At 61.8% G+C, this 19055-nt stretch carries 17 protein-coding genes; 7 read left to right on the plus strand and 10 right to left on the minus strand.

What is annotated here, in order from left to right; genetic code table 11:
- Positions 1 to 68: 68 nt before the first annotated feature.
- From AC1DXM_RS26735 to AC1DXM_RS26755, 5 genes are read left to right on the plus strand one after another with little or no spacing between them, the layout of a single operon-like run.
- Positions 69 to 776, plus strand: a complete 708-nt coding sequence (locus tag AC1DXM_RS26735; RefSeq protein ID WP_477237790.1) for a VirB8 family type IV secretion system protein — start codon at positions 69 to 71, stop codon at positions 774 to 776.
- A complete protein-coding gene (locus AC1DXM_RS26740) occupies positions 773 to 1570 on the plus strand; it encodes a TrbG/VirB9 family P-type conjugative transfer protein (protein ID WP_477237792.1) in 798 nt (265 codons plus the stop codon). The genes AC1DXM_RS26735 and AC1DXM_RS26740 overlap by 4 nt, the downstream gene beginning before the upstream one ends.
- A complete protein-coding gene (virB10, locus tag AC1DXM_RS26745) occupies positions 1570 to 3033 on the plus strand; it encodes a type IV secretion system protein VirB10 (RefSeq protein ID WP_477237794.1) in 1464 nt (487 codons plus the stop codon). Before AC1DXM_RS26740 ends, virB10 begins: the two co-directional genes overlap by 1 nt.
- The gene (gene virB11, locus AC1DXM_RS26750; RefSeq protein ID WP_477237796.1) at positions 3030 to 4055 is read left to right on the plus strand and encodes a P-type DNA transfer ATPase VirB11; all 1026 of its coding nucleotides are present in this window, start codon (positions 3030 to 3032) and stop codon (positions 4053 to 4055) included. Before virB10 ends, virB11 begins: the two co-directional genes overlap by 4 nt.
- 12 nt (positions 4056 to 4067) lie before the next feature.
- Complete coding sequence (locus AC1DXM_RS26755; RefSeq protein ID WP_477237798.1) at positions 4068 to 6218, plus strand: type IV secretory system conjugative DNA transfer family protein; 2151 nt, start codon at positions 4068 to 4070, stop codon at positions 6216 to 6218.
- 7 nt (positions 6219 to 6225) lie between these two features.
- Here AC1DXM_RS26755 and AC1DXM_RS26760 read toward each other — a convergent pair whose 3' ends face one another.
- From AC1DXM_RS26760 to AC1DXM_RS26780, 5 genes are all read right to left on the minus strand, one after another.
- Entirely contained in the window at positions 6226 to 8091 is a 1866-nt protein-coding gene (locus tag AC1DXM_RS26760; RefSeq protein WP_477237800.1) for a hypothetical protein, read from the minus strand.
- Between the two features lie 2 nt (positions 8092 to 8093).
- Positions 8094 to 8606 carry an ABC-three component system middle component 2 gene (locus AC1DXM_RS26765; RefSeq protein WP_477237802.1) on the minus strand — a complete coding sequence of 171 codons (513 nt, stop codon included), beginning with the start codon at positions 8604 to 8606 and terminating at the stop codon, positions 8094 to 8096.
- The gene (locus tag AC1DXM_RS26770; protein ID WP_477237804.1) at positions 8603 to 9736 is read right to left on the minus strand and encodes an ABC-three component system protein; all 1134 of its coding nucleotides are present in this window, start codon (positions 9734 to 9736) and stop codon (positions 8603 to 8605) included. The genes AC1DXM_RS26765 and AC1DXM_RS26770 overlap by 4 nt, the downstream gene beginning before the upstream one ends.
- Positions 9737 to 10082: 346 nt before the next feature.
- Positions 10083 to 12317, minus strand: a complete 2235-nt coding sequence (locus tag AC1DXM_RS26775) for a relaxase/mobilization nuclease domain-containing protein (RefSeq protein ID WP_477237806.1) — start codon at positions 12315 to 12317, stop codon at positions 10083 to 10085.
- Positions 12314 to 12721 (minus strand): hypothetical protein, encoded by a 408-nt coding sequence (locus AC1DXM_RS26780; protein WP_477237808.1) that lies wholly within the window; start codon positions 12719 to 12721, stop codon positions 12314 to 12316. Before AC1DXM_RS26780 ends, AC1DXM_RS26775 begins: the two co-directional genes overlap by 4 nt.
- A gap of 470 nt (positions 12722 to 13191) precedes the next feature.
- Here AC1DXM_RS26780 and AC1DXM_RS26785 point away from each other — a divergent pair, with 470 nt between their 5' ends.
- Positions 13192 to 13872, plus strand: a complete 681-nt coding sequence (locus AC1DXM_RS26785) for a nucleotide-binding protein (protein ID WP_477237810.1) — start codon at positions 13192 to 13194, stop codon at positions 13870 to 13872.
- Entirely contained in the window at positions 13869 to 14276 is a 408-nt protein-coding gene (locus tag AC1DXM_RS26790) for a hypothetical protein (RefSeq protein WP_477237812.1), read from the plus strand. The genes AC1DXM_RS26785 and AC1DXM_RS26790 overlap by 4 nt, the downstream gene beginning before the upstream one ends.
- A 116-nt stretch (positions 14277 to 14392) precedes the next feature.
- Here AC1DXM_RS26790 and AC1DXM_RS26795 read toward each other — a convergent pair whose 3' ends face one another.
- From AC1DXM_RS26795 to AC1DXM_RS26815, 5 genes are all read right to left on the minus strand, one after another.
- Entirely contained in the window at positions 14393 to 14734 is a 342-nt protein-coding gene (locus AC1DXM_RS26795; protein ID WP_477237814.1) for a hypothetical protein, read from the minus strand.
- Positions 14735 to 14794: 60 nt separating this feature from the next.
- Positions 14795 to 15118 (minus strand): DUF736 domain-containing protein, encoded by a 324-nt coding sequence (locus AC1DXM_RS26800; RefSeq protein ID WP_006205585.1) that lies wholly within the window; start codon positions 15116 to 15118, stop codon positions 14795 to 14797.
- A gap of 715 nt (positions 15119 to 15833) precedes the next feature.
- The gene (locus tag AC1DXM_RS26805; protein WP_477237818.1) at positions 15834 to 16367 is read right to left on the minus strand and encodes a hypothetical protein; all 534 of its coding nucleotides are present in this window, start codon (positions 16365 to 16367) and stop codon (positions 15834 to 15836) included.
- Positions 16368 to 16816: 449 nt separating this feature from the next.
- Positions 16817 to 17758 (minus strand): DUF2493 domain-containing protein, encoded by a 942-nt coding sequence (locus AC1DXM_RS26810; protein ID WP_477237820.1) that lies wholly within the window; start codon positions 17756 to 17758, stop codon positions 16817 to 16819.
- Positions 17759 to 18005: 247 nt separating this feature from the next.
- Complete coding sequence (locus AC1DXM_RS26815) at positions 18006 to 19055, minus strand: DUF7146 domain-containing protein (RefSeq protein WP_477237822.1); 1050 nt, start codon at positions 19053 to 19055, stop codon at positions 18006 to 18008.

Genomic DNA, 19055 nt, shown 5'->3' on the forward strand with positions numbered 1-19055 from the left:
ACGATGACCGATCTCGGCGTGGATCAGGATCGTCGCGCCAACGAGGCAATACTAAAGTGTCAATCTCAATGGAAACACCTGCTAGCAGCAGCCGCGAACTCGTCGACAAGCGCTATTACAGGGCAGGCGCGACCTGGGAAGACGACACGCATAGGTCAATGCGCCGATCGCGCACATTGGCCTGGATCGTCAGCGGAGTTTCCGGACTGGTGGCGGTGCTGTCGCTGTTGGCGCTCGTGCTGATCCTGCCGCTCCGGCAGTTCGAACCGTATGTTGTCGAGGTCGACAAATCGACGGGCTACCTCGAGATCATGCGCGCGCTCAAGCCTGGCGATTTATCGCAAAACGAGGCCGTCACGGCGGCCAATCTGGTGCGTTACATCAGGGCCCGCGAAACCTACGATTCGCGTGAACTGAAACAGAATTACGACCTGGCACAGCTCTATTCGACCGACGCGGCGTCCAAGGATTTGACATGGCTTTATACGCCAGCAAACCCACAATCGCTGGACAAGATTTTTGGCCGCAATGTCACTGTCTCGGTCGAGATCAAGTCGGTTTCGCTGCTCAATCGCAACACAGCCTCGGTGCGCTTTGCCACGACAACGCGGCGGGACAATTCGTCCGCCGCCGACAATTGGGTGGCGGTGATAAAATTCCGCTACACCTCAACGCCGCTCAAGAACGAATGGCGTTTCGACAACCCGTTGGGATTTCAGGTTACGGATTACCGCCGCGACCAGGAATCGGCGCCAGCCGCGGGAAGCCTGCAATGAGATGGCGCGTGGGCCTCGCCCTGTCGGCTGCCCTTCTGCTCGGCACGATCCACAGTGCGGCCGCACGCGACGGCCGCATCCGATATGTCACCTTCAACAACGACGATGTGACGTCGGTGCGTGCAGCTCTTGGCATTTCCACGATGGTCGAGCTCAGTCCGACCGAAGTCATCGAAACCGTCTCCGCTGGGGACACGAAAGGCTGGTCGATCATCCCCAAGCGCGGATCGCGATTCCTCTTCGTCAAGCCGCTGGAGCGCGATGCGTGGACCAACGTCAACGTGGTTACCAACCGGCGCGTCTATTCCCTGCTGCTGCAGGCGACTGACGATAGCCGTGACCGGGCATCCTTCCAGGTCCGGTTCAAATACCCGGACGAGGATATCAACGCGCGGCTGCTCTCGCAGGCCAAGGAGAGCGCCGCCGATCCGGATTTGAAGGACCTGAACTATGCCGATCTCAACTACGACTATGCCTATAAGGGCGACGACAGCCTGAAGCCGCGCACCGTGTTCGACGACGGCACCAAGGTGTTTTTGGAGTTCAAGGGTGACATTCCGGCGATTTTCGTTGTCGACGACAAGCGCCATGAGTCTCTGGTCAACGTTCGCACTCAGGGCAAATACACCGTCATCGATAAGGTGGCACGGCAATTCACACTGCGAGCCGATGGCAAGACGCTGTGCCTCTACAACCGGGCGCAACCCAACGCCATCGACCCAGTCGAGCAGGTCTACGGTCCAAAAAAACTGACACGCGGTTCCACCTTGTTCGGATCCAGCGGAGGACGGTGATGACGCAGATCGACTATAACCAGCTGGACGGCAGCCCGTCTGTCGCGCGCCGCGGTGCGGGCGTGGGAACCAGGATCGCCCTGGTAGGCCTCGGTGTGGTGCTCGTGGGCGCGCTGATATGGCTGAACTGGCCTCGGGAGCCGGTATCGCGCGATCTCCGCAGCGATGGCGAGGAAAACTTCAACCCGCCGGAGTTCCGCCCACCGGCGTTGAACGAGCCGCCGCAGCCTGCCGACGGCACGATCGACCAGATCGTGGTGCCGCCACCGGCCGCCGACCAGAGCGGCACGCAGCAAGCCGATGATGTCGATCAGACCGTGCAGGAGGGTGCGGATCTCGATGCGCAGCGGCGCGCGCTGGAGGCACAAATGGCGGCCGAGGAAGCTCGCCGCAAGGCCGAGGCGGAAGAAGCCCGCCGCAAGGCTGCGGCTGAGGACGAGGCTCGCCGCAAGGCTGAGGCCGCTGAGCATGAAAAGGCGGTATGGGAACGCCTGCGCTCGAACCAGATGGTGACGAACGACGAAACCGGATCGACGAATGCCGGCGCCCAGGCGGCGCAGGTCGAAATCGCGCCCGACGGTCAGATCGTCCCGGTCCCCGGCGCCGACAGTGATCCCAACAAGGCGTTCCTGGCGCAGTCTGAGGCAAGTTCTTCCGGCAGTGTCAAAGCCAGGGTCTTCCGACGCACCGATGCGTTGATCCCTGAAGGAACGATCCTTCGCGGCTATTTGGAAACCGCTGTTAATACCGACCTTCCCGGCGCAGTGCGCGCTGTCGTGCGTGAGGATGTTTTTTCGCTCGACGGCAGGCGGATCCTCATTCCGAAGGGCTCGCGCCTGACCGGGGAATATCGCTCGGGGCTCGCGCGCGGGCAGAAGCGCGTTTTCATCGTCTGGAACAGGGTCATTCGCTCAGACGGCATTTCCGTCGATATCAAGTCGCCCGGTGCAGATGCACTCGGCCGCGGTGGCATGGGCGGCCGTGTCGACACGCACTGGGTTGAACGGTACGGCAATGCAATCATGCTTTCCGTCGTTGGCGGTGTCTCCGAATATCTGTCCTCGCTTGGCGATAGGGGCCAGGATGGACAACAGCGTCAGGTGTCGACGACCGATCCCGTGACCGGCGAGACCACAACCGTAACGTATGGTGGCAATGGCTCGCAGCGCGACGCCCGCGGCATCGCGTTTGACAAGTCATCGACCGCCCTGCAGCAACTCGCGCAAGAGGCGTTTCGCGACACGCAGAACATTGGCCCGACAGTCTACATCGACCAGGGCACATCGGTTGTTGTGCTGGTGCGGCGAGATCTCGATTTTTCGGACTTATACGCTGATCCCGTTCAAGAAGAAGTGGCGCGCCTGAGGGCAGGTGGGCGGCCGAAGTCGGCGATCGATCCGACGCCTCTCTACACGACGCCAAAGGATAATTTCTATCGCGGCTATGGGAGCCCGGTGAAATGAACGCTGTGCATCCCCTCCCCGACCCCTGGGCAAGAGCCCCGGTTCTGCGCGCGCATCTCGAACCGATATGGTCCTATTTGAACGAAGATTCGGTTTCCGAGATTGCGATCAACAGGCCAGGTGAATTGTTCATCGAACGCCTCGGCGCCAAGGAAATGGAGCACGTCGTCAAGCGCGAGGTCACGCCCGGCTGGATTAGGCATATCTCTACGGGTGTCGCCTCGGCGACAAATCAGGTCATCAACGAAGAAAAGCCGGTCCTGTCGGCAGCCCTACCCTCAGGCGAGCGCGTCCAATGCATCTTGCCGCCGGCGGCTCCCGAGGGCGGGGCGATCTCGATCCGCAAGCAGGTCATCATGGATATGAGCCTTGCTGCCTATAACGATCTCGGCGCGTTCGAAAATACGGCGATGGGCAGCGGCCTGGCGCTTTCAATCGAAGAAAAGCGACTTGTCGAAATGCTGCAGGACACCTCGCCGATGGAGTTCCTCCAGTATGCGGTGCGCAACCGCGTCTCGATAGTCGTTTCAGGCGGCACGTCGACCGGCAAGACGACGTTCTTGAATGCACTCCTGAAGGAGATCCCGGCTCATGAACGGATCATCACGATCGAAGACACCCGCGAACTGAGGCTGCCGGCTCCCAACAACGTCACCCTGATAGCCTCGAAGGGCGACCAGGGCCTTGCCAAAGTCTCCGCGCAACAGCTTCTCGAAGCCTCGCTTCGCATGCGACCCGATCGTCTGTTGTTGGGCGAGTTACGCGGCGCTGAAACCTTCGCGTTTCTCCAGGCGATCAACACCGGCCATCCGGGCTCGCTCACGACCGTTCATGCCAATTCCGCCCGGTCCGCCTACGAGCGGCTGGCGCTCATGGTCATGCAGGGCCGTACGGGGCTCTCACGGAGTGAAATCCTCGATTACTTGCGCGAGGTCATTCCGGTGGTCGTCCAGATGGTCCGCAGTGAAGGCGGACGGCGCGGTATCAGCGAGATCAAGTTCACCAAGGCGGAGACGATCTGACGAGGCCCATCCATGCAGAAAATCGCAACAGCAATTTTCATGATGCTCATGGCGATGGCCATGGGCGCCCTGCTCTCCACGGTCGCCTATGTCGCGACAGATTGGTACCGGACTGGCTCCCACGTCCTGTTCGACCAGCTGAACGCCAATCCCTTGCCGGTTGTTCGTCAGGCCTGGTCGGACGTGATGGCGAGGAATTTTCATCGGGTGCAATACGCCCTTGCGGCGGGATTTTTTGGGTTTGTCTTGCCACTGGTCAGCTTGTTTCTCATGCGTCCGAGAAAGCGCAATGACTCTCGCTTCATGACTATGAGCGACATATCGAAAAGCGGCCTGACGGAAGTGGGCGGCGTCTTCGTCGGTCGAGCCGGCGGCAAGCTCGCCGAAATTCTGTCGCCTAGCCGCGATCAGCGCTCTGGCAAAATCCACTTGACGCAGCGCAAGCTGATTGGTGACAAGAAATTGTGGGTTGATGGCGATGATGTCGGCGGCTTCGTCATAGGGCCACCGCGCTCCGGTAAAGGCACGTCTCTCATCATCCCGAACGCCTTGACCTGGCCTCACTCGCTCGTGGTTCTCGACCTGCGTGGCGAGACCTATGCGGCGACTGCTGGTTACCGTTCGACCATGAGCCGCGTGGTGCGCTTCGCGCCGGCTGATCCGGGCGGCAATACCGCATGCTACAATCCGATGGACTTCATCTCGCTGGACACAGCTCAGCGCGACATCGACCTCCGCAACATCGCTGCGGCGCTGTTTCCGCGCCCCCCGTCCAACGCAGACCCCTATTGGGTCAACGATGCCCGCCTCCTTTTTACCGGAATAGCGTCCTTCGTCATGGAATCGGCCGCGATCCCAAATGAGAAGAAGACCTTTGCCACAATCCTCGAGATCATGAACGGCGCCGAGCAGCCGCTCCTCGAATTCATCGGCTCGCTGCGCGAAGAACGCCGCCGCGAATGTTCGCATTTCACGCTGCAAACCCTGTTGCCGTATTTCGAAATGTCTGAGCGGCAGTTTTCCGGAATCTACGCCGGCGTGCGGACCGGCATGGCCCCCTTTCTCAACGAGCGCCTGATGCGCGCTACCTCGCGCAGCACGTTCGATATTCGCAAACTCAAACGCGACCGGATCTCTCTTTATCTCGACGTACGGCGCGAGCAGATCACGTCGCTTGGACCGTTGTTCAACGTCCTGATTACGCAGATGATGAACTTCATGTCGGAAACCATGCCGCGTCCGGACGAGCATCCGGTGCTTGTGCTGCTCGACGAGTTTCAGAACCTTGGCAAGCTCGAGAACGTGACCGAAATGGCGAGCGTGCTTGGCGGCAACGGCGTTTCCATGTGGTTTTTCGTGCAGTCGCTGAAGGCTGTAGACGAGATCTATCGCCAGGAAGGGCGCAAGACGCTCATCAACGCCGCTCGCGTGCAGATCTTTTTCGGTGCGCAGGACGCGGACGATCTACGCTACGTTTCCGAGCAGCTCGGCGAAACATCGGACGTGCAAAAGGACGTGACACGCACCAAGGCAACGTTGTTTGACACTTATTACACGCGCTCGGAGCACCGCAAGGAAGTGCGGCGGCCCCTGATGCGGCCAGATGAAATCCGCACCCTCGACAAGAACAAGGTCATCATATTGCCGCGCGGCGAACTGCCAATCCTCGGCACCCGCAATTTCTATTTCGCCGACGGCCGGCTAGCCAAACGCGCGTTCATGCCCCTGCCCGCCTCTACCGACGCTTCGCACACGAAAAGCCCTGCGTTGGACGCTTCCGCGGCGGTTCCATCTCCTGCGCTCCCGACGATTGTGCCGAAAGCACCCACGTACCGCTCAGGCCTTGTGCAGACCCGGCTGCGGCGCGGCGCGACATTTGCCGCAAAGGCAGGCCGTATAGCTCCGCCTCCGGGCCGGCGCGCAATCGTGAAAGACCGGCTGAAAGCAACAGACGCTACAGCCGTACCAGCTTATGCCGCCATAGATTTTACCGCTTTAGCGGCCAAAGCAGTGACAACACGCATAGCGCCCGACAAAGAAGCGGCGGTTGCGGCGATGCTAAACAAGGTGCGGTCTCTCCGGGCCCACGCATCCGATATCGAAGCTTTCGATAGGAATTTGAGCGTCGTCGAAGATACTTTGCCTGATCTAGTCGATGGGTAGGCTAGCATTAGGAAGCCGGCCGTGAAGATTGCGGCCGATTCGGCGGTATGAATCCTACACGCTCCTCCGGCTGGGCCGTATCGCCGGCAAACCACTGGTAGTGGGTGAGGTCTGCAACGTCGCCGGGAGGCTCCTTGTTCTCGATGATGATCACCTGGAGACCAGCCTCCAGCGTGGTTAGCGATTTCCAAAATGCCTGTTCGATACCGGGACTCACGGGGCCATCGCCCGCAGCGTTCGCCCTTCCTTTTTTGTAGCTGGTCAGCGGCGAGTCGATGATGACGACACCGGGATGCGGGCGGTCATTGCGGTGACAATACCGCAGGAGTCCAATAGTGAAGGCGGAATGGAGCACGGCGCGTACACCCTTGCCGTGCGACTGACGGGCCTGGCCATCAACGATGATGTCGTATTCTTTCTGATCAAACTCGACGCGTCCCTCACCCTGCCAGCTCCATTCCTTGAGCACCGCCTCTATCTCGGCGCAGAGCTTTCGGAGGGCTGAGGATGGAAGCTGCTCCCAGTCGCTCTTCGCGGCTTTGCCACTAGAAGCCCGTTCCATTTCCTCCTTCATCGCACGCAAGCTTCCGGCCTGATCGGCGTCATTTCGGAACGATTCAAGCTCGACGCGTCTGGCGATGAGTTTTTCCAGACGCCCGGCGGCATCTTGGAGCGTGGGTGAAATAACCGTGGCGATCCTCTGATCGATCCGTGTCAACGAACGGGAAGAGTCTGCCTTCTCTCGGTCCCGCTGCCCCCGGAGTTCTTTCAGGGTCAAGATGGCCGCTGAAAGGTCTTTCTTGTGGCCAAGAATCTTGGCCGCCTCGGCCTTTGCAGAGCTATAGACAGTAGTGGCAGCTTCCTGCGCCGCATGCGCGTGCTCATGGGTCATGGGCTGATCGCATAGCGGACAGGTCACGACCTGCAGGCCATCAAAGAAATGCGCGCCCTCCGCTATGAAGTCGAGGCGCTCGAGGTCGGAGCCATAACGTCCGTCGAGCAGACGGTAGCGATCCAGCAGTTCGTCTATGGCCAGGAGCTGGGATTCGGCCCGCTGCAGCGTGGCCGTGGCTTCCTGCCACTCGACATGCAGGGCGGCCCTTTCTCCTGTCGTTTCAGACAGCGTGCCCGACAGAGCAGCGATCGACTCCTCGATCTTCTCGATCGATGTTTCATCACTCTTGACGCGCTGCCCAATACGCCGTTCGAGGGGCTCGAGCAGATCCGTGATGACGCCGAGCCGCGCGGCTGTCTTCGCTCTGACGATCTCGCTTTTCTCGGCGGCAATGATCCCCTGATCATCCTTGCCCGTCAGCATATACGCCAGCATGCGCTTGCGCGGGGTGATGTCGAATCCGCCTCTTCCCAGAACCGGCGACAACTCGTCGATCACGGAGATCTCATCGATCAGGAAAATCGGGATGAATAGCCGAAAGGTCAGTCGCTGTGTTTCGCCACGATCATTCTTGCGAAGCTCCGCTTCGCCTATACCAGCAAAGGCAAACAACACGGATGTGACGTCGCGCGCGCCGCTCTTGCTGTTCGCCCGCTTGGCAGCAAGTTTTGTCCCCGGCGCAGTAATGTCGTCGACTCGGCATTCGTGGGAAGTCATGTCTCCGCCCGAAAGGTGGCGCTCAAGTGTAAGCACTGCACCTGCCGTATTCTCGAACTCGACGAAGAGGTTTGCGTACGGCTCGCTCTCGGGAATGCGCTTTCTCATCTCGTCGGCACCGAAAATATAGTCTAGGCAGTGCCGCAGATAACTCTTTCCCGTGTCGGACTCGCCAGCCACGATGTTCCCGCCAGGGGCGAACGTAACGACGGCGTCCTCGACGCCCTTTCCCCTCAACACAATCTTGCGGATCTGGAGCATGCCTAGAGCTCTAGGTCGTTGAGGGCGGTCAGGCGGTCAAACTCAGCGCCCCAACGTCCGATGTTATCAGTCATGAAAGCCGTTAGATCGGCATCGTTGAACATGCCGAAGCGTTCGACAATCCATACGGAGCGCCGACGAAGGGAGACTGCATAGCTCGACTTCATCAGCGCAATGAAGGCGCTGGTCAGGTCGGTTGCGTGGTACATGATACCGGCAACATCAAAGGTCTTTTCCAACAGCTCGCGCGAGAACATCTGGTTGAGTCCTGCATGAACGATGTCCCGCTTCACAAGCAGCTCACTGCCGCGAAACGGAACGGCAGGATGCAGGCTGTCAGGGCCGCCGGGTACGTCGCCGGAATGCACAAGCAGATAATCATAGGACACGAGACGCTGAAGGTCAGAAGACCTCCCGTTGGCAGCGTCGAGCACAAACAGCATTCTCAGGCCACATTCGAGGGGCGTGTTGAACGGACGCGGGTGGCGTTCCGGCTCGCCAGTGTGCGCCGTCATGGATTACACCAATCGACGCGATTCTCGTTCGCCATCTGATGACACATGCCTTCGCGGTCATTCGCCCGGACGTGGGGTTCGAGTATGTGGCCGCCTAGCTGAAGCTGCTGGGCAGCCTTAACCGTACCTGCGAGACGCTGCAGGCCCGTGAGCGAGGGCTCATTGTAGTTGTGGTAGAGGCCGTCGCAGAACTCGTCGAGCAGGGTGTCAAAGAAGGCCGCATCCGCCATCTGATCCCGTGCAAGTTCTTTCAATCCTTCCGCGCAGTAGAATGTAATCCTAGAACGATCAAACAATCTTTGTAACGCATCCATGTGTGCAAAGTCGGAGACATGCGCCACGGACGTACCGAGATTCTGTCCGATTGCCTTGTAGAGTTTGGTGACATATCCGGTTTCGACGGCCGCGACGGATGACGGCGGTTCAGGGGGGATTGGACGATCGATCAGCGGCAGGCCGAACACCGCCAAGTGATAGCGTGTCTTGGCATGTTCGGCGATGAGGTCGAGCGGCTGCTTGGCGCGGAAGATGCTTAAGTCGAATGCAGCGATGTGCGCTTTGAGCTCGTCGGTCAGTTCGATCTTCTTCGTGCTTGTGATTTTCTCCGCACAGTACTGATTCCAGTGGTCGAGGACGAAGGCCTTCAGCTTTTTAGGATCGTCGAGAAGGTCCTGGAACGGTGAGGTGACACCCTTGTGAGTCACGAACCAGTACTCTTCGGGAGCGAAGTAGTCGCCGATCGAGGTGTAGTAGAGCACCTTGCCGATCTCTTCGGCTGCAGTCCCCGCCCCAAGCGCGGCTCCATAGTGCTTACATTGGTATAGCCGCCAGCGGCGCGGGACTGCGGCCGACGGGTCGAACCAGACGATGACGTCGCGACCCTTGTCCCCGGCACCGCCCCGTTGCTGCACTTCAACGACCCCGGGAATCTTGGTCGCGAGATAATCGGAGGCCCATTCGAGGGTTAGGCGCTCAAACTCTGCTGCGCTGAACTGGGCAAGGCGATCAAGTGGCTTAACCGGCAGGCCCGCGCCGACTCCCAGAAGGCGAGCATTTGCGTTCGGCCATGGTGTTGGCACCGTCAGAGCCGAAAGTGTTGAGTCGGCCAGTCTGACCTCAGTCTTGCCCACATTCCCCCCGGTAGTTTGCAAGAATCATGATGCATTGATTTGTCACAGACTTCCACAGTTTACTAGCGCGAAAGCCCAAAGACGATTGCCTGATTTCGCAAAGAAACTCTCGACCTAGACGGGCCGCATGGGATTTCTTGCGCGCCGATCACGGTCGTTGTCGCTGATCGCTTCTGGTTCGCGGACAACCCCGTGGCGTTGGCACCAGTGATGTCAGCTTTAAGAAGGTGGCACGGGTCGTGGAACGACCCAGATGAGGCACATTACTGCCATACAGCCTGATCGTTCTGTGACGAATGCGTCGCTTTGCTAGACCACCACGCGAGGACGCTAGGTTGGCCCTTGCTCAACGCTCATAATCGTTATCGTTTGAGCGCTGGGTCTTACGGTCTTGCTCTTCCGACTGCCGTGCCTTCTGTTTGTTGGCGTCCTTCTGTTTGGCTCTCACCTTCTCCTGCTCGATGCGCGGCTGCTCCGGCTGGCGGGGATCGTCGCGAGTTGGAAGGTCTCGCCCTCGCGCCGCGCGCTCGGGTGTCGGCTCGCCACTGCCACCACCACGACGCTGTTGCTGCCGCTCGAATTGCAGCCGCGCGAGACGGTCGTGCATCTTGTCGTTCACCTCGTCACGATACTGCTCGAACTGTCCTTGATGCGCCGGCGGCAACGTCTCGCGCATGTTGTCCAGAGCCTGATTGACGCGGGCCATCTGACGCCGCATTTCCAAGGGGGTTTGCGCCATGTTCAAATCTCCTATCAGTGCATTCAATTCTCTCATACCGGGATGGGACAGGAAAGACTTCTGCCCCGATTGATCAGCTCCGCGACCCGCGGCAGGACCTGGTTGCCCCTCCCCTGTCCGATCGTGACGGAACTGCAGAAAATTGTTGCCGATCGACTCCGCTGCCGTGACAGCTTGACCGACTACGCCCACGGTCCGCATCGTCGTCACAGTCTTTTGCCATGCGGCGGCGATTGCATCGCCGTTCACGACAATGGATTGTCCATCCAAACGGCGTTGCCGCTTGGCCTCCACTCGCTCGATCGTCCTGGCGCTGACTTGATAGCGCGGATCGCTTTGCGCGCGGCTGTAGGCTCCGGCATGCTCCTTCGTGAAGGGCCGCGTCATCGCATGATCCATCCGCCGCGTCGCCACCATCGCAATGCCGTTCTCGCGTGCTTTTTCCGCAAAAGTCTCGCGCCAGGCGACCAGATCTGGCTTGTAGAATTTCAGGCGCTCACCGTCGGCTGACCGTGCTTGCACCATTGCATGGATATGGACGTGCTTGGTGTCCTTGTGATGCGCCAAGACGAACTTGTATCCTGGCGCTCGTTCCTCAAGTACGGCGCGCGCCGCGGCCATGACGGCGGTGGCATCGGTACCGGCTCTTGCCGAGAAAAGCAGGTGATATGCATTGCGGCGCTCACGCCCCGAAAACTGCGGGCGCCATTGTTCATAGACCGAAGCCGCCGCCTTGGTGGAATTCTTCGCCCCGGGCACAGGCTCGCCATTTGCGTGGCGGACCTGGCTGTGGCTGCGGATGAACTTCTGCAGGAAATATTTCGCTTTGGGTTCACGGCTCACGGCCGCCGTTACCTCTGCCTTGGCCACCACCCCCGTCGCGCCCATGGCTTCAGACAAGCGCGCCTCGATCTTGTCGAGAGCCTTGCTGCGCGAATTCTCCCGACCGCCGGCCAGGACTTTCGCAAGCGGTCCGGCCCGCTCATCGGTGTGCGCGTATACCTCCACCACCTGACCGTCCTGGGCATAGATGAACGGTTTTGCGCCGAAGGCCTTGTTCAACGCCTCGTTTAAGGCGGCATCGGTGGCTTCACTGGCGAGCTCGAAACGAACCTCGATAAAATTGGTATTTTGCAAGGGTGGTTCGAACGTCTCGCAAAACGTTTCCAGGAACGCCTTTCGTGCGCCGCCCGTTGCAAGGATCTGCCCGTCCTCGTCAAAAATCTCGATGTCGTGCTTCTCGCCTTTTTCGTCCTCGCGCCTCCCGATGTAATTAAGCAGCCGAGCGGCGGCTTCCTTGGTCGATGGCGGATTGGGCATGACCTTGAACACAGCAGGCTGTGCACCCGCAGCATAGCCTGCCCGCGCCGCCACGGCCCGCGCCTGATAGCCCGCCCGCGCCGCTCGTCCTGTACCGCTTGGGCGACCAGCGCCACGGCCGCCGCCGCCGCGCCGCTTCCAGTCTTCCTCCTCCTCTTCCGGCCGGAAACCGGCAAGCGTGGCGCCATAGACCATGATCGGCGAGCTAGCGGCCTTGGGCGAGCTCGCAGCAGCAGTGGACTTCGGTGCCCTGCCTGACATGGAGTTCTCCGCCACTCCTGTCCCTCCCGGCGACGAACGAGGAGCGGTCCTGACGCCACCTACCGTCGAGCCGGCTTGTCCTTGCCCGAGGCGTCCGCCGCCACCGGTCCGCTCATAACTCTTCATCGCCTGGAATTCGCTCGCCCCCCGTCGGGCGCCCGTCAAAGACTTGTCGCCGTCCAGGTCCTCGCGCTTCATGCCGGCAGCGCCGCGCAGATAGCGATCGATTTCGGCCGCGTAGCCAGCAAGACGACCGCTCATGGCCTGGCCTCCCTCGCCTTGCGGGACCCGCCAGTCATCGCCTTCAGTTCCTCGCGGAACTGCCGCACGAGGTCGCCCACGGCTATCAGCGCCTGCTCTAGATCCTCGCCATGGGCAACTCGGCCGTCGTTCATGGCGCGCACGGCCTGATTGAAATTGATGCCGACGCGCCGCAGCTGATCGGTCATGTCCACGATCGCCGGCCGCAACGCCTCTGACGCGATAGGCAGATGCCCCGCCTCTGCCCGCACCAGACGCCGGACGACCTCGCTGACCGTTACGCCGTCCCGCTCCGCAATGGCTTTGAGGCTGGCCAGCTCGTCAGCCGAAAACCGGATGTGCGTCACCTCGCCATAGCGTCGGGACGCGCTCTTCGCCGCTGCTTTCTGGGCGTCTGCATCCATCTCTCAAGCCCGCTTGCGGGCGCTAAGGCCCGCTAGGGCCGCGCCACCTATTTTGTGTGTATCACAAAATAGGCTATCCTGCCAATAATAAACAAGTTGGAAAAAAGAACCAAGCCGACGTTCCTCTCCTCACCAGCCCAGTTGGCAACGACGGGCCGGTCGCAATGTTTCCATCGTGATTTGATGCGATGTGTCTATGATGTGTTGAGGACTTGTTTCCATGTTAACATGGAAACAAGAGAGCGGTTCGCAGTTCCGAACAGCCCGCAGGGTCCGTTCCTCAGAGATAGCAGATGCGTCATGATTGCACCCTGAGCGAGCACTTTTCGGTGCGCGCCTGGGTTGCCAAACCGGTCTGCCCTGTTGACTATGTCGCCGAGTTTCGACCGTGACATTGTTCCAATGTGTCCATGATGACTTGTTTCCATGATAACATGGGCACATGGAGACCACGCCGGAAGGAGGCCCCCATGATCATCTCCGCTGCGATCCCCAAGGGCGGCACCGGCAAATCGACGATGCTGCGCACCCTCGCATCCGTCGCGCTGCATCGCGGCTACTCGGTCACTCTCATCGATGGCGACCGGCGGCAGAACATGAACCGCTGGTTCCAGATGCTGGGGGACGCGGGCAATCGTCCTGACAAGCTACAGCTGGTAAGCGCGATGACCCCGCAGGAAATCCTCGACGCTGCAGCCATTCACAACGGCGAGCGTTCCGTCGTTTTGATCGATACGGAAGGCACCACAAATGACAATCTCATGGCCGGGCTCTTCGCGGCCGATATTGTCGTCGTGCCGGTTTATTTTGCCCTCGACGATGTGACCGCCGCCATCCAGATCACCGACCACTACATTCCGCTGGCGGTCGAGAGCCGGGGTAGACCGCTGCCTGCGATATTCGTGCTGACCAAGCAGACGATCATCGATGGCAGGGCACGAGCCCTGACCGAACTGCGCTCCATCATCCAGGCAAACGGCACCCCGATTGGAGAACACGTCCTGCACAATCGAGTTGCGTACCGCGACCTACAGACCGGGCAGACCCTCTACAGCCCTGCGGAGCCCGATGCGAAGGCGATTGCCGAGAGCGAAGGGGTCTTCGACGACCTCCTGCAAACCTTCATCGAAGCCACAAGGAATGCGGCATGAGTGAAGAAACCGCACCGAAACCCGGTGACGACAAGAAAGCCCGCATGATGAAGGCGATTTCCACGCAGCCGCCGGCGCTGCCGAGCATGTTCATCACACCCAAGGTTGAGACGTCAGGAACCAAGGAGCAAGCTGCGCCAAAGATGCATGAACCGGCAAAGCCGTCCCCGGCAGTTGGGCCCGATTTTCGTAAGCTGCTGCGGCAGGGTCAGAAAAAGGATCCCATCGCCGGCAAGAAAATTCGCGAGGAGGAGATGGTCCGCTGCGGGTACTATCTGACGGCCGTGGAGCAGCGCCGGTTCAAGTTGCTGGCGATCAGCAACGGGCACAGCATGACCGAGCTGCTGCGAAAGGCTGTGCAGGATTATATCCGCATTCATAAGCACAAACTGCCGAAGGAATAATCGGCGGTCGGAGTCGCTGTCGCATGCTGCGACGAGCGATGTGCTTGGCTCTTTGCGACGCGCAAAAAAAGGGCCCGCGACGGAGCACTCCGGCGCGGGCCCTTAGACGTGTTTGCCTACTTGGGTTGGTTGAGGTGTGTCAGCAGGTCCCCGAGGATGCCGTCCCGGTCCGAACGCCCGCTGGCTGCCGCTTTGTCGTCGACCAGCTTTGCAGCCAATTCGGGCGCCAGCGGCATGAAGTCGTAGCCGTGTGAGATGGCTGCGCGGCGAAGATCCTCAAGCGCTTCGAACGCGTGATCGCGGGTGCCAAGCCAGAGCGCGGGCTCGTCGGTTTCTTCGTGCGGGAACGCTTGCAGGAAGTAGGTCCGAAGCGGTGGATCGTAGCCGATGACAGCGTCTGGATCCGAGCGGACCTGTCCGGGGACGGTGCCCGTGACAGTGATGATGTAGCGGCTCATTGCAACCTCCTTTTTTGCCGGTGGGGAAGCCGGCCCCTCGAGGGGCCGGCCACCGATGCCTCACTGGGGGTTGTTCCAGAGGATGACCTTCTTGTTTTCCTCGCCACCCGGGGCGGGAGCGAGATTGCCGAAGATCACGCCGATCTCGGGGGCTTCCAGCTTGACCGAAAGGTATTCCTCTCCCGAACGCTGGGAGATGCGGTGCCAGCCGGCTCCGATCTCGAAGCCCGTGCGCTTGTTGACGATCCGGTAGTCGGGCGCGTCCTCGCGCGACTTGTTGGTGTTCGGGATGAGGGTGATCGGGGCGTTGACCCGGAGGGTGGCAAAGACGCCTTCCATCGAGCCGTCGGCCTTGGTCGTGAGGTTTGCGATCGTGGTGGCCATGGTAGTTCTCCTTCGGTTGCATCGGGACCATTCCCGATGGCGCCAAAGGAGAGGGCCGTCCTGCTGCGGTCATCTCGGCGAAAATTCTGAAAAATTCTATTTGCCGAAAAAATAGCGGGCAGGCCCTTCGCCTGTCCGCAGACAAAAACAGAAATCGAATTTTCCTGAATTTTCGCCGAGTGTACCCCCAACGGGGGTTGACCGCACAAAGCAGGCGGTCGTCTACAAAGGCGACATGAAACGGGAATGGCCCCGGATGCAGCAGATGGACAAGAACTCAGGCCGCCATCGCTTGACCGCCGAGGCAACGCTGCCGGATCGCCGGAACATGCTTGTCGCGCACCTCTCGGGTCATGTCACCTGCGTCGTCAATACTTCGAACAGCAGCCTGGCGCGTGAACCGCCTTGCGTGTTCGGGATGGCGACACAACGGGTTTCGAGATCGGAGCCGGCTGGCAGCGAACTTCATGCCCCTCGGTGGCGATGCCTCGCAGCCAGGTTGGATCACCACGCAAGCCAGGATGTTCGGCACGCTTGCACAGACTTCAGATGCGGGACGGGTCAAGATGATCGCCCTGCACAACGCCCTGCGGCGCGTGGGCCGGTTTCGAAAGGGGCCGGCTCCAGCCGCTGATACAAGTGGAGTTGGGGCTCGGGGCCGGATTAAGCATATCGGATCGGAACCCGCCGGGCTGTCGGCGGGACCGCGCCTACATCATCCTGGCAGCACCATACGCTCGTCGGGCGTCATGCGGGCTTCGGCTTGGCGGCGAATGTCGGGACCGGCATGGCGGAGCATGGCGCACCAGTCTTCCACATTGTATGTGGTCGCCACGCTGCCCCTGGCCAGATCGTAAATGACGCACGGCTTGTTCGCGATGGCGAGCCGAAGCACGTTGACGGCCGTGCCGGGTGATGCGCCGTCCCAGACCATCATCCCAAAGTCGGCGCGCCGCGCCATCTCCCGGTCTTTGGCGGTGTGGACCCAGTATCCCCTGGCATCCTCAGGAGAAGGAACATGGTAGGCGGCCCAGTCGCCCAGATTGCTGCGGGGTTCCTTGCCGGCATGGAAGACGCCGACATGCTCGTACTTGTAGCCCGCGAGCAGGCCCTGCGCCTCGGCATCGGCTCCCGACGCGTCGCCAATCAGCACGCCGTGCTCGGCAGCAACGATTGCGCCGATGCGAGCGATGGCAGGTTCCGGCAGCTCGAATATCTCGCGTGATCCACCTATGAATATCATCGACATCGTGACTTTCCCTTCTCTCCAGCTTCCCCCGCCCCGCGCCGGCCGCCCTCTCCCTCTGGCCCTGCGCGAGGGATCGTCACCCGAAGGCCGAGACGGCGAAGCCGGCGCGGGGAGCGGCGGGACGCCGCGACTAGAGCCCGGCCGGCCGCAGGCCGGCGCGCCCGGATCCTGCCGCTGCCGGAGGCGCTACGCGCGTGGAGCTAGTGGCCCTTGTCGGCCAGCCAGAGGCTCACGTCCTGGATCGAGCGTATCAGGATAGGCGGGTTGTCCCGCGACGGGACAAAACCCCAGCTCTGCCAGTAGCGCTCGGCCACGGCGTCGATCGCCCGCACCACCACCGCGCGGCCGCCGGTGACGTGCTTCGCGCGCGGCTTTGGTGCGCTTCGCGCGGGCTGAACCCGACCGCGCCCGGTCGGGTTCGATGGTGCGGTTTGCGAGGAAAGCGCGCTTCACGCGCCGCCCTCCGCGAACCGCCAGACGGGGATGCCGAGCCGACGGGCCTTGTCGGCGAGGTTCTCGGTGATGCCGGAACCGGGGAAAACGATCAAACCGTAGGGCATTACCGACAACAGCTGGTCGTTGCGCCGGAATGGGGCGGCCTTGGCGTGCCGGTTCCAGTCCGGCTTGAAGGCGATCTGCGTGACCTTACGGTTTTCCGCCCAGCAGGCGGCGATGCGCTCGGCGCCGCGCGGGCTGCCACCGTGCAGCAGCACCATGTCAGGATGCTTCTCGCGGGCCTTGTCGAGCGCAACCCAGATCCGGTCGTGTTCGTTGCAATCAAGGCCGCCCGCGAATGCGATCTTGGTGCCGGCGGGCACGAGCACCTCGGTCTCGGCGTGGCGGCGCGCGGCGAGGAAGTCGCGACTGTCGATCACCGCTGCCGTCATCGCCTGATGGGAGACCTTGGACCCGGTCCGCGGCCGCCATGCCGATCCGGTTTCCGCCTCGTAGAGGTCGGCGGCCTCGTCACGCATGATTTCCAGCACGTTGCGGCGCTCGATATAGGTGATGCCCTCGGCCGTGAGCCGTTCCAGCTCGACGGACTTCACCTCGGAGCCGTCCTGCTCGCTTTGGCTGGAACGCTGCGCGTCCTCGTTGCGGTCGAGGCTGCGGGCGACGCGCTCGGCCGCGCGGTGGAAGACGTTGGTGAAAGACCAGAGCAGGTCGTCGAGGTCGGGTTCGAGCCTGGTGTCGCCAAGCATGCCGGCGAAGGTCTCGACGATCCCGGCAAGGCCGGCGCGGATCACCTCGTCATCGGGCAGCGGGCGGGGATCGGGCTCGTCCTGGTGCGGACGGTGGCCGTACAGCTGCAGTTCCAGGATAACGCGGTCGGTCGGCGAGGAGGCGTGGTAGGGCTCGTAGGTGTCGTCGAAGGGAAGATCGTAGGTCACGGCGGGTCTCCGTCGGTTGTGGCCGCGCCCATCGCGGCCTGACAGCGAAACCCGGCCGCGCCCCGGGCGCGGCCGCACCGAAGGCCGGAGCGCGAGCGGAGGACGGCGCAGCCGTTGCGGCCGTGACCGGGGGGTGGCAGGGATCGCCTCTCAGGCAGGCCGCGGGCGCGACCTCTCCGATAGACCGCCGCCATGCCTGCGGGATTTCCGGTGACGCCGCCCCTGCCAGCCTGCCGGCCCGAACCGGTCATCCGGGAGGCAGCCAGCGACGCGAATCTTCCGGGACGAGCTGATCGGCGAGCCATGCCGCGAGATGGGACGGGCCGAGATGGCGCAGATCGTCGTTGAAGTCGCCGAGCTGCGGGCGAAGCACCATCGAGAGAATACCGGCCTCACCTGCGCGCTGGCTGAGCCTCTCGATGCCGTGTCGGCCGGCGGCGTCCGCATCGGCGGCAATGTAGAGGCGACGGCAGTCGGGCGGGAGGGTCAGGCCGGCGAGGTGATTGGCCGAGGTGGCGGCGGCGACCGGCAGCGCCGGCATCACCGTGCGTAGCGAGGCCATCGTCTCGAAGCCCTCGCCGGCGGCCATGACCGGAACAGGCAAACCGGGATCGAGGCCAAGCCAGATGCCATTGCCAAGCAGGTGGCCTAGCGAGCGACGGGGATCGGCGAGTTTCGCTTTGCCGTCTCCGGCCGGGTCGAGCCAGGTCCTCTGCAGGCCGGTGATGCGCCCGTCGAGGCCGGTGACGGCGGCGATCAGTGCCGGCAGTGTCTGCGTTTCGCCGGTCACGAGATCGCGGTAATAGCAGCCGGGATGGAAGTGCAGGGCGCGCTCATGAGCCGTCAGGAGAATGCCGCGGCCGGCGAGATAGCGTTCGGCCAGCGTACCGGTGACCGGCTGCGACATGGCGAACAGGCGGCGTGCCGATTCGGGGGAGCCGCGCGCCACCGCAGGCTGGCGCTGGGCACCGGATGGTCGGAACTGGGGCTCTGGCTGTGGCATGGCGAGGAAACGCCGCGCTTCGTTCGCGACATCGCGGAACTCGTTGAGGCCGCAGCTTTCGCGGATGACATCGAGCAGGTCGCCAAATTCGGTGGTCGCCTCGTCCACCCACTTGCCAGCTAGGCCCTTGGCATTGGATTTCAGCCGCACATGCATGGAGCGGCCGCGCGTGTTGCGGACATCACCGACGATCCAGTGGTTGCCGGAGCGATGACCGTTGGAGAGATATTCGCGGCACACCGCCTCGGCATGGTCGCCAAGGCGGCGCGCCAGCTCGGAGGCCGAGCCGGTCAT

It is taken from the genome of Mesorhizobium sp. P3_A2 (assembly GCF_056403115.1).

Excerpts from the sequence above, each read along its gene's own strand:
- AC1DXM_RS26740 (WP_477237792.1), top strand. The coding sequence starts at position 773 with ATGAGATGGCGCGTGGGCCTCGCCCTGTCGGCTGCCCTTCTGCTCGGC.
- AC1DXM_RS26765 (WP_477237802.1), bottom strand. The coding sequence starts at position 8,606 with ATGACGGCGCACACTGGCGAGCCGGAACGCCACCCGCGTCCGTTCAAC.
- AC1DXM_RS26755 (WP_477237798.1), top strand. The coding sequence starts at position 4,068 with ATGCAGAAAATCGCAACAGCAATTTTCATGATGCTCATGGCGATGGCC.
- AC1DXM_RS26805 (WP_477237818.1), bottom strand. The coding sequence starts at position 16,367 with ATGTCGATGATATTCATAGGTGGATCACGCGAGATATTCGAGCTGCCG.
- AC1DXM_RS26785 (WP_477237810.1), top strand. The coding sequence starts at position 13,192 with ATGATCATCTCCGCTGCGATCCCCAAGGGCGGCACCGGCAAATCGACG.
- AC1DXM_RS26775 (WP_477237806.1), bottom strand. The coding sequence starts at position 12,317 with ATGAGCGGTCGTCTTGCTGGCTACGCGGCCGAAATCGATCGCTATCTG.
- virB10 (WP_477237794.1), top strand. The coding sequence starts at position 1,570 with ATGACGCAGATCGACTATAACCAGCTGGACGGCAGCCCGTCTGTCGCG.
- AC1DXM_RS26795 (WP_477237814.1), bottom strand. The coding sequence starts at position 14,734 with ATGAGCCGCTACATCATCACTGTCACGGGCACCGTCCCCGGACAGGTC.
- virB11 (WP_477237796.1), top strand. The coding sequence starts at position 3,030 with ATGAACGCTGTGCATCCCCTCCCCGACCCCTGGGCAAGAGCCCCGGTT.
- AC1DXM_RS26800 (WP_006205585.1), bottom strand. The coding sequence starts at position 15,118 with ATGGCCACCACGATCGCAAACCTCACGACCAAGGCCGACGGCTCGATG.
- AC1DXM_RS26735 (WP_477237790.1), top strand. The coding sequence starts at position 69 with ATGGAAACACCTGCTAGCAGCAGCCGCGAACTCGTCGACAAGCGCTAT.
- AC1DXM_RS26815 (WP_477237822.1), bottom strand. The coding sequence starts at position 19,055 with ATGACCGGCTCGGCCTCCGAGCTGGCGCGCCGCCTTGGCGACCATGCC.
- AC1DXM_RS26760 (WP_477237800.1), bottom strand. The coding sequence starts at position 8,091 with ATGCTCCAGATCCGCAAGATTGTGTTGAGGGGAAAGGGCGTCGAGGAC.
- AC1DXM_RS26790 (WP_477237812.1), top strand. The coding sequence starts at position 13,869 with ATGAGTGAAGAAACCGCACCGAAACCCGGTGACGACAAGAAAGCCCGC.
- AC1DXM_RS26780 (WP_477237808.1), bottom strand. The coding sequence starts at position 12,721 with ATGGATGCAGACGCCCAGAAAGCAGCGGCGAAGAGCGCGTCCCGACGC.